The organism is Nonomuraea sp. SYSU D8015 (genome assembly GCF_008065375.1).
In the GTDB taxonomy this organism is placed as follows: domain Bacteria; phylum Actinomycetota; class Actinomycetes; order Streptosporangiales; family Streptosporangiaceae; genus Nonomuraea.
The window spans coordinates 25,832-40,582 of record NZ_VJYI01000032.1 but is presented as its reverse complement, the minus strand read 5'-3'; the positions used below and the strand labels follow the sequence as shown (position 1 = coordinate 40,582).

At 68.4% G+C, this 14,751-nt stretch carries 12 protein-coding genes and 1 pseudogene; 8 read left to right on the top strand and 5 right to left on the bottom strand.

What is annotated here, in order from left to right; genetic code table 11:
* The first annotated feature begins 96 nt into the window (after nt 1-96).
* From ID574_RS53235 to ID574_RS53205, 7 genes and pseudogenes are all read left to right on the top strand, one after another.
* Nucleotides 97-1,431 (top strand): MFS transporter, encoded by a 1,335-nt coding sequence (locus ID574_RS53235; protein WP_188196754.1) that lies wholly within the window; start codon nt 97-99, stop codon nt 1,429-1,431.
* Nucleotides 1,428-2,765 carry a carotenoid oxygenase family protein gene (locus tag ID574_RS53230; RefSeq protein WP_188196753.1) on the top strand — a complete coding sequence of 446 codons (1,338 nt, stop codon included), beginning with the start codon at nt 1,428-1,430 and terminating at the stop codon, nt 2,763-2,765. Before ID574_RS53235 ends, ID574_RS53230 begins: the two co-directional genes overlap by 4 nt.
* Complete coding sequence (locus tag ID574_RS53225) at nt 2,762-3,202, top strand: SRPBCC family protein (RefSeq protein ID WP_188196752.1); 441 nt, start codon at nt 2,762-2,764, stop codon at nt 3,200-3,202. Before ID574_RS53230 ends, ID574_RS53225 begins: the two co-directional genes overlap by 4 nt.
* 220 nt (nt 3,203-3,422) lie before the next feature.
* Nucleotides 3,423-3,626 (top strand): annotated as a pseudogene (gene ureC, locus ID574_RS63250) (urease subunit alpha); the annotation flags it as partial.
* A 1,344-nt stretch (nt 3,627-4,970) separates the two neighbouring features.
* Nucleotides 4,971-6,098: a sensor histidine kinase gene (locus ID574_RS53215; RefSeq protein ID WP_188196751.1), complete on the top strand. Its 1,128-nt coding sequence runs from the start codon at nt 4,971-4,973 to the stop codon at nt 6,096-6,098.
* Entirely contained in the window at nt 6,091-7,200 is a 1,110-nt protein-coding gene (locus ID574_RS53210) for a hypothetical protein (RefSeq protein ID WP_188196750.1), read from the top strand. Before ID574_RS53215 ends, ID574_RS53210 begins: the two co-directional genes overlap by 8 nt.
* Entirely contained in the window at nt 7,182-7,859 is a 678-nt protein-coding gene (locus ID574_RS53205) for a response regulator (protein WP_188196749.1), read from the top strand. Before ID574_RS53210 ends, ID574_RS53205 begins: the two co-directional genes overlap by 19 nt.
* A gap of 203 nt (nt 7,860-8,062) precedes the next feature.
* Here ID574_RS53205 and ID574_RS53200 read toward each other — a convergent pair whose 3' ends face one another.
* Nucleotides 8,063-8,281 (bottom strand): hypothetical protein, encoded by a 219-nt coding sequence (locus tag ID574_RS53200; protein ID WP_188196748.1) that lies wholly within the window; start codon nt 8,279-8,281, stop codon nt 8,063-8,065.
* Between the two features lie 82 nt (nt 8,282-8,363).
* Here ID574_RS53200 and ID574_RS53195 point away from each other — a divergent pair, with 82 nt between their 5' ends.
* The gene (locus tag ID574_RS53195; RefSeq protein WP_188196747.1) at nt 8,364-10,331 is read left to right on the top strand and encodes an AfsR/SARP family transcriptional regulator; all 1,968 of its coding nucleotides are present in this window, start codon (nt 8,364-8,366) and stop codon (nt 10,329-10,331) included.
* Nucleotides 10,332-10,687: 356 nt separating this feature from the next.
* On the opposite strand, the gene ID574_RS61155 is transcribed toward ID574_RS53195, so the two are convergent.
* The 4 genes from ID574_RS61155 to ID574_RS53175 form a co-directional block, all read right to left on the bottom strand.
* Nucleotides 10,688-12,610 (bottom strand): FG-GAP-like repeat-containing protein, encoded by a 1,923-nt coding sequence (locus ID574_RS61155; protein ID WP_223168023.1) that lies wholly within the window; start codon nt 12,608-12,610, stop codon nt 10,688-10,690.
* Nucleotides 12,611-12,946: 336 nt separating this feature from the next.
* On the bottom strand, nt 12,947-13,477 hold the full coding sequence (locus ID574_RS53185) for a tetratricopeptide repeat protein (protein WP_188196746.1): 531 nt from the start codon (nt 13,475-13,477) through the stop codon (nt 12,947-12,949).
* Nucleotides 13,453-13,686 (bottom strand): RICIN domain-containing protein, encoded by a 234-nt coding sequence (locus ID574_RS53180; RefSeq protein WP_188196745.1) that lies wholly within the window; start codon nt 13,684-13,686, stop codon nt 13,453-13,455. The genes ID574_RS53185 and ID574_RS53180 overlap by 25 nt, the downstream gene beginning before the upstream one ends.
* A gap of 83 nt (nt 13,687-13,769) precedes the next feature.
* Nucleotides 13,770-14,465, bottom strand: coding sequence for a tetratricopeptide repeat protein (locus tag ID574_RS53175; protein ID WP_188196744.1), 696 nt, complete (start codon nt 14,463-14,465; stop codon nt 13,770-13,772).
* Nucleotides 14,466-14,751: the final 286 nt, after the last annotated feature.

Below are 14,751 nucleotides of genomic sequence, written 5' to 3'. Positions count from 1 at the left end.
TTCCGTAATGGCGTAGGTCATACGTAGCCGGGACGGCTGCGTATAGGTGAGAACCACCGACGCGAGCATTCGCGGGCCGCTGCGAGTGTGATGGCCATGAGCAGCGCTTCCGTCTCCCCGACCACGACCACGGGCTGGACGCCGTTGGCGGTCCTGGCCACGGCTCAGTTCCTCGTGGTGCTGAGCACCTCGATCGTGAACGTCGCACTGCCGGAGCTACGCACCGGGCTCGGGCTCGATCCCGCCGGGCTGTCGTGGGTGGTCAACGCCTACGTGCTGGCCTTCGGCTCGCTGCTGCTGCTCGGCGGTCGCTCCGGCGACGTGTACGGGCTGCGCCGCGTCTTCCTGACCGGCACCGCCCTGTTCGCCGCCTCCTCGCTCGGCGCGGCGCTGGCGAACGACGTCGTCACGCTCATCGTGGCCAGAGCCGTCCAGGGCGTCGGCGCGGCGCTGCTGGCGCCCACCGCGCTGGCCATGGTGCTGACCCTGTTCCACGACGGGCCACGACGCGGCGCCGCACTCGGCGTGTGGGGCGCGGTCTCCGGCGTGGGAGGGGCGGCGGGCGTGCTGCTCGGCGGCCTGCTCAGCGACACCTACGGCTGGCGCTCGGTGTTCCTGGTCATGGTCCCCTTGGCCGTGGCCGTGCTGGTGGCCACCTGGCTGCTGCTGCCCGCCGGCCAACCGCGCGGCGGCCGTCTCGACCTGCCGGGCGCGCTCGCCGTCACCCTGGGCCTGACTGCCCTCACCTACGGGGTGTCCGGCGGCGTCTGGCCCGCCGTGGCCGCAGGGGTGCTGCTGCTCAGCCTCTTCCTCTACCTGCAACGCCGGTCGGCCGATCCCCTGGTGCCCGTACGGATCCTCCGGACCGGCTCGGTCGCCGCGGCGAACGTGCTGATGGCGTTACTCGGCGCGGTCTGGCTCGGCCTGTTCTTCTTCCTGCCGCTCTACCAGCAGCACGTCCTCGGCTACACGCCGATGGAGGCGGGGCTGACCCAGCTCCCGCTCGCGCTGACGATCACCCTGGCCTCCTGGGCCACCCCCCGGCTGACCCGGCGGCTGTCCGGCCGGGTCGTCCTGGCCGGCGGGCTGCTCCTGCTCACCGCCGGGCTCGCCCGGCTGGCGCGGACTCCGTCCGACGGGACCTTCCTGAACGCCCTGCTCGGCCCCTCGGTACTGATCGGCGCCGGGCTCGGAGCGGCGTTCGTCCAGCTCACCGCGCTGTCCGCGGCGGGCGTGCCAGCCACCGACAGCGGTCTCGCCGGTGGGCTGGTCAACGCCACCCGGCAGATCGGCGGCGCGATCGGCCTCGCCGTCCTGACCACCGTCTCGCTCACCGGCGGCTACCGCGGAACGTTCGTAGCCGCCACCCTCATCACCCTCCTGACCGTATTGATCACCCTCGTCACGATCCGAAAGGACGCCCTTCGATGACTGAACTCCCCAAGCCGTACCTCACCGGCCACTTCACCCCCGTCACCGACGAGATCACCGCTCGCGAGCTGACCGTGCACGGCATACTGCCGCCGGAGCTGAACGGCCGCTACTTCCGCAACGGCCACAACCCCAAGCCGGGCATCACCCCCAGCCACTGGTTCAGGGGCGAGGGCATGATCCACGGCGTGCGGCTGTCCGGCGGGCGCGCCGAGTGGTACCGCAACCGCTGGGTACGCACCCCGTTCCTGGACGGCGTGCCGTTCACCGGCACCGAGCTGGAGGTCAGCGCCGCCGCCACCAACATCATCTTCCACGGCGGCCGCTACCTCGCACTCCAGGAGGCCAACCTGCCCTGGGAGGTCACCGCCGACCTCGACACCGTCGGTGTGTACGACTTCGGCGGCAAGCTCACCGGCGCGATGACCGCCCACCCCAAGGAGGACCCGGTCACCGGCGAGCTGCACTTCTACAGCTACAGCCCGTTCCCGCCCTACCTGACCTACCACGTCGCCTCCGCCTCCGGGGAGATCGTCCGCTCGGAGGTCATCGACGGGTCGGGCCCGTCGCTCATGCACGACTTCGCCATCACCCGGGAGCACGTCGTGTTCCTCAACTCGCCCGTGGTCTTCGACCACTCCGAGCACTCGGGCATCCCGTACCGGTGGCACGACGACGTGCCGTTCAGGATCGGGGTCATGCCGCGTACCGGGCCGTCGCGGGTGACCTGGTTCGAGGTCGAGCAGGCCGCGCTGCTGCACGTCACCAACGCCTACGTGGACCGCCACGGACGCGTCGTCGTCGAAGGCCCCCGCTACGACCAGGCGTCCTGGGAGAACTCCTGGAAATGGTGGATCGGAGCCCCCGGCTACGGCACCAGCCCCGACGCGGGCTCGACCCTCCACCGCTGGATCCTCGACCCCGCCACCGGCAAGGCCACCGACGAGCCCCTGGACGACCTCGCCACCGAGTTCCCCTCCATCAACGACGACCTCACCGGCGCGACCAACCGCTACAGCTACGCCGTCGCCTTCCCCGGCGCGGGCCTGTCCGGCTACCACACCATCAAGTTCGACACCGCCACCGGACGCCGGCAGCTGCTGTCCCACGGCGAGCACCGCATGCCGGGGGAGTCCGTGTTCGTCCCCGCCGAAGGCGCCACCGGCGAGGACGACGGCTACCTGCTCACCATCGTCAGCGACCTCCACGCGAACGCCTCCCAGCTGCTCGTGCTCGACGCCACCGACATCGCACGCGACCCCATCGCCACCGTAGAACTCCCCCGCAGGGTGCCCGCCGGCATCCACGGCCACTGGATCGAGGACAACAAGTGATCACCGGAATTGACACCGCCGCCCCCGTCGTCGCCCGTCACTCCATCACCATCGACGCGCCCCTGCAGCGGGTCTGGGACCTGCACACCGACGTATCCGGCTGGACCTCCTGGCAGAACGACATCACCGCCGCCTCCGCCGAAGGCCCTCTGGTCCCCGGCTCGGTCTTCCACTGGACCACGTTCGGGATGGAGATCGCCTCCACCGTGTACGCGATCGAGGAGCCGTACCGCATCCTCTGGGGCGGCCCCGCGCACGGCATCGACGGAATCCACCAGTGGACATTCACCGAGAAGGACGGCACGGTGCACGTGCACACCGAAGAGTCCTGGGACGGCGACCCCATCCGCGCCGACGCCGAGGGCATGGGCGCCGCACTCGACGCCTCGCTGACGACCTGGCTCCAACGCCTGAAGAAGGCGGCCGAGAACGTCTGAAAAGCGTTCCCCAACGCCGCGCCGTTCACCAACGGCGCGGCGTTCTACTTCCTGCGTAGTCCGTTTCGCGGAGCGCCCACCCGGCGCTGCCTCACTCCCAGCACGGCGCTGGAGTCCACGCATCTACCGAAATTCCCCACGCTCAGCATGGGCAGCCTGGCACAGAGCGCTACTGACACCTCTTGTCGCGAAGCACTGTCAGAATCATGGCGCTCAACATGTGGAGTACGCCCGGTACGGCCCGACGGCCGGGGACCGGATCCGGCTGGCCGACACCAACCTGCGGATCGAGATCAGTGAGGACTGGGCCGGCGGCCCGGGACGCAGCGGCAACGAGGTCATCTTCGGCGGCGGCAAGGTGATCCGCGAGTCGATGGGCCAATCCTGCGCGCGCGAGAAGCCGGATGCCGCCTTCGACGAGGTCGATCCCGCACGCGCGGTCGGCCGCCCGCAGCGCTTCGGGCCGGAGCTGCTCGCTCCGACATCCCACATCACGACTGATCGGGCGGGGACTCAGCAGCTGATCTTCACGTTTCCGGCGGTGGCGCCGCCCGCGCTGTCGGAGTACATCCACACACGCCAGGTGTAGTCGGTCCCGGCACAGCCTTTGTAGACGGCCGCACTGCTGGTGTATTTGGGGTTCCAGGTGTCATTGCCCACGGTCTCCCAGCCGTACCACCGCTTGCGCTGAAGCTTGAGCGTGACTTGGCCGGTACAGTCACTCGACACGGTGCCCGCACCGACCACGCTGTGCCCGGTACTGGTCCTTTTCGGAGTACCCGGGAACAGGACGCGCTTCGCGGCGCTGCTGGATTCAACGCGGGCAGAAGCAGCCGCTGCCGGTTGGACTGCCGCGACCAAACCGGCGGTCAGCAGAGGTACGACCGCCGTAGCGACCAGGGAGCCACTCCCCGGTCAAGAGATGGCTATACCCGCGACATACCGGGTTGTGCTGAGCTGGCCTTGAACACAAGCGGATCCCCGATGAGGAAGATACTTTCGTTGGCGTCATTCGATGAAAGGCAAGCTCATGCGGAAACCGACCACGTCGGCGGCAAAACGACTCACTGCGGGACTGGCCATATCCATGATCGCCATGGGTGCAACAATGGTCGCTCCGCAGGCGGCTTCAGCGTCCCCGGGCTACTACCTGTACACCAAGTGGGGGGCGACATGTAAGCAGGGGGACTGGAAAAAGGCGTACGACACCGTCATCTCGCGGCACAAATACGACGAGCAGCACATCAGAATGGCTTTTGGAGTCCCCACGGGGAAGAGTACCGCGCGACAACGGGCCTTCAACCTCGCGCGTGTCGAACTGAGCTGCGTTAAAGGAATAGGGCCCAATCTCTGGAGGTGGAAGCAGCACTACTACGGCCTTGAGCGCGGAAAGGTAAGCCGATTGAAGATTGGGAAGCATTCGTGCAGTCGTGCCGGCACGTGCATGCCTGCGCACACCATTACGTACGGAACGTGGCGAGCGGGCTGGACCCACGAAAAGCTGTGACAAAGGGTTCGCCGCCTCAGTGACGATAGAGCTGACCCGCAATTCTGAGTGACAATCTGCGCATCTACCAGGGCGCCCTCGATGTCGAATCGATCTGGATCTGGCTCGAAGCCCAGTCACATGATCACGGTTGAAGCCCCGAGGACTTCTCCCTTCGGCTCAGCGTCGATCGCGGCGATCTCCGCCATCCTCAAATGGACAGGGCGACTCGCTAGGCTGCGTCACAGCGAGATCGCGAGTGGGTGGGCCGAGAGGTGACGGTTGGCTGAGGAAGCAGTGCGGCTGCTGGTGCGCTTCGGCCGCCGATACGCGGCCGCCGTGCGGCTGGCGACGCTCGTTCCGATCTGCGTGATCGCCCTGTTCCGTGCCTCTCCCGAGCACTTGACGGCCACGGCCTACGTGGTCGGGGCCGCAGCCACCTGGACCTGCGGATACGCGTGGTGGCTGCGCACGGGCCGGGGGAGCATGCCGGTCGCCCTCGACGTGGTCGTCCTGCTCGGACTGTTCGCGAGCGTCTTCTGGACCGGCGCCATCGAGGACAGGAACACCGGGTGGCTGCGGCTTCTGGTCACTTTCGCCTGTGTGACGTGCCAGTGGCACACTCCGCCAGTGCCGGGCGCCGCGGCGGCGCTGGCGGCTGGGGGCGGGGCGGTGGTCCTCCTCATCGCGGCGGGAGCGGCGGACGTGGACGATACCCTGATCACAGGGACAGCGTGGGCGATCCCGGCGGCCGCGCTGTCCAGAGCGGCTTGGGTGCTCGTAAAGCGCGCCGCGGAACGGGCCGACCGAATGGCGGCCGAGGCCGTGCGAGCGCGCGGCGAGGCGCTCGTGGCCGCGGCAGCCCGTGCGGAGGAACGCGAACTCGCCAACGCGTTACACGACACTGCGGCGACGACCCTGCTGATGGTCGGCATCGGGCAGGTGCGTTCGGACGCGGACTGGCTGGCACCGCAGGCTCGCCGCGATCTGGACCGGCTGCGCTCCGACAGCAGGCAGGCACCGCCGTACGCAGACCTCGTCGACCTGCTGCGCGCCGACCTCGACGCCACGCATCTGACCGTGGAGTTCGACGCACCCGCGCAGTTGCGGCTTCCGTTCGACGTCGCCAGGGCGATCGCCGACGCGGCACGGGAAACCCTCACCAACGTACGTCGCCACGCGGGCACGACGTGCGCGACCGTCCGGCTGCACGGGAGCGAGAGTTCACTGCGGCTCGACATCGCTGATCGGGGGAAAGGCTTTTCGCCGACGGACGTGCCGGCCACCCGGCGCGGCATACGCGAGTCCGTGCGCGGCAGGATGAGCCGCGTTGGCGGCACGGCCACGATCACCTCCGCCGAGGGGGAGGGCACCCTCGTACGCCTGGAATGGCATGCCGGCCATGAGTGACTCCGTCGAAGAGGTGACGGGCGCGCAGTTGAGGCACGGCCTGCGGATCGCGACGCTGCTCGTCGCCATGGCAACCGTGTTCGGGGCCGGACTGGCCAACGTACTGCGCTACATGGACATCTACCCGTCACCACTCACGCAGCTGACCGCCTTCGCGGCGCTGGGAGCCGTGCTCGCCGGTGAGGCCACGCTGCTCGTCCGAGGGCGTTCGTGGAGCCGGTTGCGCGGGCCCGCCATCGCCATCGTGCTCAGCGCGTCCGCACTGTCGTATGTGACCCTGCCGGAAGGGCGCACATCGACCGGCGTTGACTGGATTTTCGGCGCCGCCAACTGGGTGGGCATCGTCGTCCTGCTCGATCGCCCACTGCGGACCGCCGCGTCGTTCCTGCTGGCCCACGAGCTCACCGCCCTGCTCCACCTGCTCCTGCTCGATGACCCCAGCCGGGCGGACCTGGCTCGGTTCGCCACCGGCTCGGTGAGCGTGTTCGGCTTCCCTCTGTGCTTGGCCGTGGTGGCGGCCGGCCTGCGCGGTCTCAGCGCGGCGGCGGCGGACTCCCGCAGGGAGATCGAGCAGGTGCGTGTCGCTGAGACCGTTGCAGCGGAGTCCCACCGTCGCAGGCAGCAGCGGTTCGCCGAGCTGTCGTCGACCACGATCCCGCTGCTGGAGGGGCTCGCGGACGGTTCGCTGCGCCCCGAGGACCCGGTGGTCCAGCGGCGGTGCGCCATCGAGGCGGCCCGTATGCGGAGGCTGTTCGCCGAGGCCGACACTGTCGCGAACCCCCTGTTGCACGAGCTTCGCCACTGCATTGACGTGGCGGACCGCAAGGGCGTCGTAGTGGAGCTGGACGCACGAGGCCAGTGGCCCACGCCTCCCGTGGCCGTTCGGCGCGATCTCACCGAGGCGGTGCTCATCGTCCTCGCCACCGCGGCCTCCCGGGCACGGGTCACCGTCATGGGCAGTGCGGATCTGGTGTCGGTCAGCGTGGTCGCGGACTGCGGTGGGATGAACATGCCGAGCCCGGCCACACCCGGCGTACGGGTCGAGGCGTTGAACAACGACGATACAGTCTGGGTGGAGGCCCGATGGCAGCGGACGAGCTGATCACTGCGGTGATCGTAGACGATCACGCGGCCATCAGCGCAGGCGTGCGCTTCTGGTGCTCCGAGGCCGTGCCGCCGATCGATCTCATCGATGCCGGGGACCGGCTCGCTGATGTCTGGACCGGACCCGGCGCCGTCGCCGACGTGGTGATCTTCGATTTGGAGCTGGTGCCGCGCAGACCAGACTTCGGCGAGCTTCGCAGGCTCGTCGACAGCGGCAGGCGCGTGATCGTGTATTCCCAGCACACCGACGACGCGACCGCGATCAAATGCGTGGACCTCGGCGCGCTCGCCTACCTGACCAAACGCGAAGGACCCGAGCACTTGGTACCCGCCATCCGGGCGGCCGCGCGGGGCGAGCCCTACACCCCTCCGTCGCTGTCCGGGGCGCTCATCGCCGACGACCACCCCGGCCGGCCGCGTCTGTCCCAGCGTGAAACCGAGGTGCTGCGAGCGTGGTTCGTGTCCTCGTCCAAGGAACTCGTCGCCGCGAAGCTCAACATCACTGTCAAGACTGTTGACACCTATATCGCGCGGGTGCGGGTGAAGTACGCCAACGTGGGACGGGCCGCCCGTACCAAGAGCGAGCTCGTCGGCCGCGCCCTCGATGACGGACTCATCACGCTCGCCGAGCTCAACCAAACGGTGACCCCGATGTAGGGCGTTCACCGGACACCGGCGCGCCCGGTGCCTTCGTAGAGTGGCGATCAGTCGCGGCGCAGCCGCGCGAATACCTCTCTGCGAAGGGGCAGCGGGGATGGACGCGGAAGTACTGGGGAAGGTTTCTGCCTTGCCGTTGATCTTCGCGACGGGCACGTTCACGATTGCTCGCACAGGTGAGGATTCGTGTGTGAAGTGATCGACTAGTTCTGGCCGATGTCGAACGCGGAGACATGCACCGGTACCTCGACGGGGTTGGAGGCGACGTCGGTGAGAGACCGCGCCGCCGCCGGGCGATGACGCTGTTCCGCCGGGCCGTCCTTCCAGCCGCTGTGGACGGCACGATCGTCGGGGTCGGGGATCGTGGCGCTTGAGGCGTTCGCGCGCTGCGTCGAGTCGCCGGGCAGAAGAACCGTCGGCACGGGGCGGGCCGGCTTCCTGCGCTTACCAGCGGATATCTCCTTCCCTTCACATCGGCTATCCAAGAGGACAGGGAGAGCCCTGATGGGACTGGAGATCAAATTTCTGGGGCCGTGGGAGGTCACGGCGAACGGCGAGCCGGTGAAGGTGGTCGGTGAACGGCGGGTCGGGGTCCTGGCCAGGCTGGCATTGAGCGCTGGGCAGCCGGTCCCCGCGGAGGAACTCCTTACCCAAGTATGGGGCCAGAGCACAGCGACGACGCCAGGCAAACAATTGCACATCGTGGTGTCGAAGCTTCGCGGCGTACTCTCACCGCACCAAGACGACGACATCATCGCGACCGTCTCCGGCGGGTACCAGCTGAATCTCGCGTGTGAGCGCATCGACGCCCATCTGTTCACGTTCCTGGCCCACCAGGCACGTGCCGCGCGGGCCCAGGGCGAGATCGCGAGGGCGGACGCACTGTTCCAGCGGGCTCTGGCTCTGTGGCGGGGTAACGCGCTGGCCGACATGACCGCCTCATGGGCCCAGGTTGAGTCCGCCCGCCTGGAAGAGGAGCACCTGACCGCACTGGAAGACCATATCGACCTCCGCCTGGCGGCCGGTGATCATCACGCGGTGGTGCCGGCGCTCACGGCCCATGCCGCGGCCCACCCGCTGCGGGAACGCCCTCGCGCCCAGCTGATGCTGGCGCTGTACCGGGCCGCCCGATCGTCCGAAGCCCTCGCGGTGTACCAGGAGACTCGCCGCGTCATGGTCGATGAGCTGGGCATCGAACCAGGAGCGACATTGCGGCGGCTGCAGCAGGCGGTGCTCCGGCGCGATCCCGCACTCGACCTCACCTCCCCGGCGCAGCGAACCACGCTCACCAAGCCGGTCATCCCGGCCGAACTCCCCGCCGACATCCGGACGTTCACCGCGCGCGCCACCGAAATGGCCTGGCTGTACAAGACGCTCACCGACACTGTGCGCGGATCGCCAGCCGTCGCCGCGATACATGGCCCCGGTGGGATCGGCAAATCCGCGCTGGCCGTCCACGCCGCGCACGCCATCGCCGATCACTTCGCTGACGGCGTTCTCTACGTCGATCTGCGCGGCACCACCGTCGGGCTCCAGCCGCTGCCGCCGTTCGAGGCTCTGAGCCGGCTGCTGCGCTCGCTCGGGCTCGACGCCGCCACCATACCGCCCACCCTGGACGAGGCCGCCGCCCAGTACCGCTCGTTTACCTCGACGCGCAACCTGCTGGTCATCCTCGACGACGCGTTCGACGCAAGCCAGGTCCGGCCTCTCATTCCCGCCGGGCCCGCGTGCGCGGTCATCATCACCAGCCGCCAGATCATGGCCTCACTCGATATACGGAACCATCTGCACCTGACTGGGCTCGACCACGCCGAAGCGGCCGCGCTGTTCGCCCGCCTCGCGGATCCCGGCCGAGTTCGTGCCGAGCCGGAAGCGGCACGCCAGATCGTACGGCAATGTAGCGGCCTTCCCCTCGCGCTCCGCATCTCGGCGGCACGCCTGACTGCTCGCCCCGATCGCACGCTGTCCCATCTGGCCGATCAGCTCGCCAACCCCGGCCGCCGCCTCGATGCTCTCGAACACGCAGACCTGTCGATTCGGGACAGCATCGCGGCCGGCCTCCAGCACCTTCCAAGAGATCCAGCAGGCCACGACGCCGCCCACGCATTCTTCTTGCTCGGCCTCCTGGAAACCCCCACCCACACGGCGGCTGTCGTGTCCGCACTCACCGACTGGCCGGAAGACCGCGCGGAAGCCGCGCTCAACCATCTCCTGGACGCCCGCCTCGTCGAATCCGCCGGGCCCGGCCGCTACCGGATGCACGATCTGATCCGCCTCTATGCCCGCGAGCAGGCCGCCCATCACGTGCCCGAACCTGTGCGCATCACGGCTACCCCGTCGCGCGTTCCATCACTACCTGGTCACAGCCAAGAACGCATACGTCGTGATCGACCCTGGCACAGACAGCCCCACAGCGCGGTGCGGGCCGGCCACCCCGGGCCAGGCGAACAGTTCGGTCGCGATCGAACGTGACAACCTCCTCGCCCATCGCCCAGCAGACACCGCTGCAAGGCCCGGCTCATAGAACTCCCAGCCTGCTTGGCGGCGTAGGATCACGATTCGTCGCGCTGCCCTGAGAGGCTGGTCAGGTGTTCGCGCCGATATCGGGGCCCCGACCTTCCTCGCCGCCATGGCCTGCATGGAGGAACCCGGGGCCGCCCAGCGCGACGATCACCCCGGAGCCGGAATGCCCCGCGGGCGTCTCATCTGGAGATCGGGCCAGGTATAGGTGTCCACGCAAAGGGACCCGTCCAGTGACGAACCAATTCTGGAAGTCGTGGAGTCGCTCGATGGCGGCTCGCTGTGCTCCTCATCCGGGCCGGAATCTCTCAGAAGTACGGTGCCCAGCCGGGGCCGATCGGGTCGGCCGGGCCGAACTGGTTGCCGCCCTTGCCGTTCCAGACGGTCAGTGTCCCGGTCTCGCTGTGCACGGCGCCTATGTCGGTCTTGCCGTCCTCGTTGACGTCGCCCAACGACATCAGCGTGCCCTCGTACGGTTTCCAGCCGGGCCCTAGCTCGATGGCACTGGTGAAGTTGTTGGCGCCCTTGCCGTTCCAGACATGCAGCGTGTTGTTGTCCTTCTTGACCGCTGCCAGGTCGCTGATCCCGTCGCCGTTGAAGTCGCCGGCGATCGGCCGGGTGAAGGCGGCCCAGCCGGGGCCGATCGGGTCGGCCGGGCCGAACTGGTTGCCGCTCTTGCCGTTCCAGACGGTCAGTGTCCCGGTCTCGCTGTGCACGGCGCCTATGTCGGTCTTGCCGTCCTCGTTGACGTCGCCCAACGACATCAGCGTGCCCTCGTACGGTTTCCAGCCGGGCCCTAGCTCGATGGCACTGGTGAAGTTGTTGGCGCCCTTGCCGTTCCAGACATGCAGCGTGTTGTTGTCCTTCTTGACCGCTGCCAGGTCGCTGATCCCGTCGCCGTTGAAGTCGCCGGCGATCGGCCGGGTGAAGGCCGTGAAGCCGGGCTCGATCGCTATGGCAGGGCCGAACTGGTTGCCGCCCTTGCCGTTCCAGACGGTCAGCGTTCCGGTGGCGGCTGAGAAGAGGTCGCCCACGCCGTCGGCGTTGAAGTCCGGCGTGGCCGATGCGCCAATCCCGGCGTAGTGCGGGTTCTGGGCGTGGGTGAGGGTCTCCCAGCCCAGGAAGTGGGACACCCCGACGGGACGGTTCTGCTCGACCCATCGCGTGGCGTAGGGAATGTCGTATCCGAGACGGTGGTGCAGCGCGTTGTAGCCGACCTCGAAGTGCTCCCCGAGGTCCTTGGTGACCTTTCCGCCGCACAGCCACGACGGCACCGTCCCGCCCAGCTGCAGGCGAGCGTGGAAGTCCATCGCGAATCGCAGCCGGTGCTTGGCTGTGGCGTACAGGTCCACGCCCTGGTGGCGGGCCGTTTCTGCGACGTGGGAGATGGCGGCGAGACCCCATCCGGTGTGCCAGAAGTCACGGCAGGTCTCCTGGGTCAGCCCGTCCACGAACGTGGTCTGCCCGTGCCAGTAGTCGATGATATCGGCTTTGGTGTCGTACTTGCTGTTCGGCGGCGCCTTGGGGTATGAGCCGTCCGTCTTGAGGTAGATGTAGGCGGGCAGCCTGCCGCGCCAGGTCTTGATCGCCCGGTCGAAGGAGGCACGGTCGTCGAGGTGCACGGCGATGCCGATGGCGGCATCCGTCATGATCAGTTCCCAGTTGCCGTTGTTGTTGGGCCTTCCGGCGATCACGGTCGGCAGGTACACGGTGCGCAGTTTGCCGGCGAACCGGCCGGCCTGGGTCCAGCCGGTGTAGGTGTGCTTGATGAGTTCGGCGGCGCGGGAGAAGTTGGCGCCCGCCCAGCCGGTCTGCAGCGGCGCGTTGTCCCCGGTGTGTTTGGTGATCACGGCGGACCAGGCGTCCATGATCTGGATCGCCTTCTTGGCATAGCGGGAGTCCTTGGTGAGGTACCACCGCAGGGCGTGCGTGTAGGCCGCCATGGCGTCCTTGCGTTCGTCCGAGCAGCCGTTGTCGGGTTTCGACGACGGGCCGCAATTCACCTCGGCGCGGGGCTTGGCCGTATAGGACAGCGAGGCATAGGAACTGTTCTGCAGGGCGTTCCAAGCAGACTTCCACGGCTCGTTGCCGAGGTTGGCTCTGACGAAGTCGAGCTGAGCACGGCTGACCAGGACACCAGGATGCTTGAACACGGCCGCCTGTGCAGGTTGCGGCGCGGATAAGGCGGCGACCACGAGCACGGCGGCGGCAAGAGGACGAGCGAGACGCACGGGCTTCCTTCCAATATGCGGACGCCCATTCCGCCAGCCGTCGGCTCAGCTGTCAATGCGGTCGTGCCGTGGACATGGGGCCGATATACCCGCGGCATACCGTACCCACGGTTGGACACCTCGCCGGGGCAGGATTTCCGGCCAGACGGCGACAAGGCCGACCCGCCCGAAGCGGAAGCGGTCAGGGCGCGGGGCCACCAGGGCGGTTCATCCCTCGTCCGGCTTGCAAGGTGGATCGATCGTCGGCATACCGCACACATACTGCCGCTCCTTAGGGTTCCTCTCCGAGCAGGTCGCCTACAGGGCGATCACCGATGTGATCAACGCGCTCCCGCGCTAGAAGTGCTTGACGGGGTCGGGACGCTGAGGGAGGTCCTGGCCGAGCAGGACCTCCAGTTCCTCCTCGGTGAGGAGATGGACATCACGCAGAATCCGAGCTGACTGGTGCCAGCACTTCCGTGCCTCTTCCTGCCGTCCAAGATCCTGAAGGGTGTCGCCGAGCCCCCACAGGCAAACGGCCTCCACCGCGCGGTGACCGGCCTTGTGGTGGAGGTAGATCGCCCTCCGGTATCCGGCCTCGGCCTCGGCGAGCCTGCCGGCGCGCCGGCAGGCATCGGCCAGCGTGTCGGTCGCCCCTCCCTCACCATGGGGATTGTCGAACTCCGCCCAGATCTCCAGGCTTCTTCGGCCCGCGTCGATCGCGTCGTCCAGCCGGCCCATGCTGAACAGCACCCCAGCCCGGCCGTTGAGAGCGATCGCCTGGGAGTCACGCAGGCCGTTCGCTCGAGCTGTCGCTATCGCCTCGTCCAGGGTGGCAAGCGCGTCGTCGAACCGCCCCAGCCCTAGCCGACCTGGGTGATCTGCCAAGCCTGCTCGCTGCCTGCCTTCTTGCACGGCCACTGGATGGCGGATTTGCCCTTGCGCGCTTCGCCGCGGCCGATCGCCAGGCACATGCCGGTGGCGACGTTCTTGAGTTCGACGACGGATCCACTGGACCCGCTGGCCGTCTGGGCGGGAACCGCCAGCAGGCCACCGGCCAGCGCGACGCCGGCCAGAAGTGTGATCGCTGTACGCATATGTTCCGTCCTATCTGCCCGCGTCGGGGAGGGAGACAGTGTTCTGGGGTCGGGTGAGCAGGTCGCGGGCGTGCCGGATCTGCTCAAGGGCCATCGCCGGCAGTCGGCCGAGGCGCCGGCCCTGATCGGCGTGCTTCCTCGTCGCGGCCGAGCGCCGAGACGACGACGCCGAGGCCGGACAGGGAATGGGCGAGACCGGCGCGGTGCCGCTCAGGGGAGGCCGCGGCCAGCTCCCGGCAAATGGCGACGGCCTCTTCCGCCAGGGGCAGCGCTTCGGCCGTTTGGCCGCGTCCGGTCAGGGTCACGCCGAGGTCGACGAGCACCTCTGCGAGGTCGGCCAGGTAACGGCTGGGGGAGTCCGCGGCCAGCCGCCGGTAGATGGCGATGGCTTCTCGCTCGGCGCTCAGGGCGTCGGCCGGCCGGTCCAGCTCCGCCAGAGTCGTCCCGAGGTTGATGAGGGCATCGGCGAGGTCGGCCAGGTAACGGCCGGGGGAGGCCGCGGCCAGCCGTCGGTAGACAGAGACTGCTTCCTGGTCGGCGTTCAACGCTTCGCGGTGCCGATCGAGCTCGGAGAGGGTCACGCCGAGACTGGTCAGGCAGGTGGCGAGCTCAGGCAGGTAGAGCTCGGGGGAGGCCGCGGCCAGCCGTCGGTAGATGGCGATGGCCTCTTGCTCGGCGCTCAGGGCGTCGGCCGCGCGGTCCAACTCCCCGAGATCCACCCGTTCCATGAGCAACCGAGCCCGCCTGCTCTCGTCGCCCTCGTCCGGGACTCTCACCACAGCTCATCTCTCCATCGGCATCGGGCGGCGACCGCTGCGGTTCCGCTCTTTCCTGAAAGGCCGTCGCGGACTGGAGGCCCATGACGGCCCTTCAGTCGCGGTGGGGGGCGCTTGGACGGTTTGGGCGCACGCACACTGCGCTGGTGATCTCGTGGCCTCGGGCGTCTCGCCGGGCGGCCGGGGCAGGGATCGGAACCAATGGGTGCAGCGCCACCTGTTGCCGGCATTGACGCAGGCGCGGACTGCCGGCCTTCTAGCCAGTTGACGGCGTAAGTGGTGGTGCTGC

Coding starts and splice junctions, on each gene's coding strand:
- ID574_RS53205 (WP_188196749.1), top strand. CDS start 7,182: ATGGCAGCGGACGAGCTGATCACTGCGGTGATCGTAGACGATCACGCG.
- ID574_RS53210 (WP_188196750.1), top strand. CDS start 6,091: ATGAGTGACTCCGTCGAAGAGGTGACGGGCGCGCAGTTGAGGCACGGC.
- ID574_RS53180 (WP_188196745.1), bottom strand. CDS start 13,686: ATGCGTACAGCGATCACACTTCTGGCCGGCGTCGCGCTGGCCGGTGGC.
- ID574_RS53195 (WP_188196747.1), top strand. CDS start 8,364: ATGGGACTGGAGATCAAATTTCTGGGGCCGTGGGAGGTCACGGCGAAC.
- ID574_RS53235 (WP_188196754.1), top strand. CDS start 97: ATGAGCAGCGCTTCCGTCTCCCCGACCACGACCACGGGCTGGACGCCG.
- ID574_RS53230 (WP_188196753.1), top strand. CDS start 1,428: ATGACTGAACTCCCCAAGCCGTACCTCACCGGCCACTTCACCCCCGTC.